Origin of the sequence: Kingella kingae ATCC 23330, assembly GCF_900111845.1 — a bacterium.
GTDB lineage: Bacteria > Pseudomonadota > Gammaproteobacteria > Burkholderiales > Neisseriaceae > Kingella > Kingella kingae.
This window is the reverse complement of sequence record NZ_FOJK01000047.1, coordinates 1-2,359: the sequence shown is the minus strand read 5'-3', so window position 1 is coordinate 2,359 and position 2,359 is coordinate 1. Positions and strand designations below refer to the sequence as shown.

The window sequence follows — 2,359 nt, the reverse complement described above, 5'->3', positions numbered from 1 at the left end:
TATTCTGCCCAAACGTTGGATTGTAGAACGAACGTTTGCATGGTTAGGTTGGTCTCGACGTTTAGCAAAAGATTTTGAGCAGACGAATTTATCTGCTGAAAATTTTGTTAAACTAGGGTATATTTCACAAATATTAAAATTTATCAAATAGTTGTTTGTAAATACAGGTTCTTAGATTAGTACAGCGTTGCCAACTCCCTTATGTACTAGATGTACACGGCGGTCGTTGTCGCCTTGTCCTAATCTAAATTTAATCCACTATAAATCTATAGGATTGAATACTATGCGCTTTTTAATTTTGAGTATTGTGATGAGCGTGTCGGTGGCGGTACTGCTGAAAGTGGCACGGCAACGGCAAATGGCGATTGAGCAAATGGTGGCGGTCAATTACGCTGCTGCAACTGCGCTGACGGTGGCGATTTTGCAGCCGAAATTCGGCGGATTTTCGGGGCAGTCGGTGAGCGTGTTTGTGGCGTTGGGCGTGTTGTTGCCGACTATTTTTGTGGCGATGGGGCGGTCGGTGGCGGCGGTTGGCATTATCAAATCGGACGCGGCGCAGCGTTTATCGCTGTTTTTGCCTGTGTTGGTGGCGTTTACGGTGTTTGGCGAAGCGGTGGTAGCGCATCGGGTAGTGGGTTTGGTTTTGGCAGTAGCGGCGTTGGGTTGTTTGTTGTACAAGCCGAATCAACATTCCGCCACGCAAACGGCGCAGGGTGGGGCGGTTTGGTTGTTGGCAGTGTGGTTGGGTTATGGCGTGATTGATATTTTATTCAAGCAGTTATCCAAACAAGGCGCGGCGTTTTCAGGCAGCTTGTTGATTGCATTTGTGTTGGCTGGTGTGTTGATGACGGCATATTTATTCGTGAAAAAAACGCGCTGGCAACGGCAAAATATTTACGCAGGTTTATTACTCGGCTGCCTGAATTTTATGAATATTTTGTTTTACATAAAAGCACATCAGGCATTTAAAGAAAGCCCAACTTTGGTGTTTGCAGGTATGAATATGGGCGTGATTGTATTGGGGACGTTGGCTGGCGCAGTTGGTTTTGGCGAGCGGATTAGCAAATTAAATGCGTTTGGTGTGGTGTTGGCGTTGTTAGCGATTGTTTGCTTATATTTTGGGCAAAATTGGTTTATTTAATTAAAAAAATACTTAAATTGTCAATTTTTTATTTGAAAAATTAATTAAAGGAATGATTATGGCACATCTTGCCCCGATTGCATTGCGTCGAGCAAAACCATTACAAACCCACGCTATGGCAGCGTATTGGCGAAAATGCCAAGTGGAAGAATTGTTTAATTTGCCGTTTTTGGATTTGATTTTTCAGGCAGCCAGCGTTCATCGCGAACATTTTGACGCGCAAAAAATTCAATTATCCACATTATTATCCATTAAAACAGGCGGTTGCCCTGAAGATTGTGAATACTGCCCCCAATCCGCGCATTACCAAACGGGCGTGGAAAAATCAGCCATGTTAGATGTGGAAACCATTGTTGCCAAAGCCAAAATTGCCAAAGAACGCGGCGCAAGTCGTTTTTGTATGGGCGCGGCATGGCGCGGCCCGAAACCTGATGATGTGGTGGTGGTGAGCGACATCATCAAAGCCGTGAAAGATTTGGGTTTGGAAACATGTGGTACATTCGGCTTGTTGGAAGACGGCATGGCGGAAGACTTGAAACAAGCAGGTTTGGACTACTACAACCACAATTTAGACACCGACCCCGACCGCTACAACGACATCATTCACACGCGCCGCCACGAAGACCGCATGGATACCCTCGGCAAGGTGCGTCAGGCAGGTTTGAAGGTGTGTTGCGGTGGCATTGTCGGCATGAATGAAACGCGCCCTGAACGCGCTGGTTTGATTGCGAGTTTGGCAAATTTAGACCCACAGCCTGAAAGTGTGCCGATTAATCAACTGGTTCGTACCGAAGGCACGCCGTTGGAATACGCGGAAGATTTGGATTGGACGGAATTTGTCCGCACGATTGCGGTGGCGCGAATCACGATGCCGCATAGTTTTATTCGTTTGAGTGCAGGGCGGTCGGGCATGAGTGAAGCGGTGCAAGCAATGTGTTTTTTGGCGGGGGCAAATTCTATTTTTTATGGCGATAAATTGCTGACTTCGGGTAATCCTGATGAAGATTTAGACCGTTTATTGATGACGAAATTGGACTTGTCGGCGTTGTGATGACGTGAAAAAGTTCAGGCAGCCTGAAACTGGGAAAATTCGGGTTAAAGGACAAAATGGTTGGTAAAAATCGCTGAAAGCCTTATGCTTAAAGGCTTTCAGATAGGTCAAATGCTTTGAACACAAAAAATGCCCTTTTTGTCACTCAAATTCCGTTCAAAAATACG

General features: G+C 45.7%; 2 protein-coding genes and 1 pseudogene. All 3 read left to right on the top strand.

The features are described 5' to 3' along the window. Positions 1-151: pseudogene (locus tag BQ5809_RS10495) on the top strand (IS5/IS1182 family transposase); the annotation flags it as partial. 132 nt (positions 152-283) lie between these two features. Next, complete coding sequence (locus BQ5809_RS08000) at positions 284-1,141, top strand: hypothetical protein (protein ID WP_003788473.1); 858 nt, start codon at positions 284-286, stop codon at positions 1,139-1,141. 58 nt (positions 1,142-1,199) lie between these two features. After that, positions 1,200-2,192 carry a biotin synthase BioB gene (gene bioB, locus BQ5809_RS07995; RefSeq protein WP_003791860.1) on the top strand — a complete coding sequence of 331 codons (993 nt, stop codon included), beginning with the start codon at positions 1,200-1,202 and terminating at the stop codon, positions 2,190-2,192. Positions 2,193-2,359: the final 167 nt, after the last annotated feature.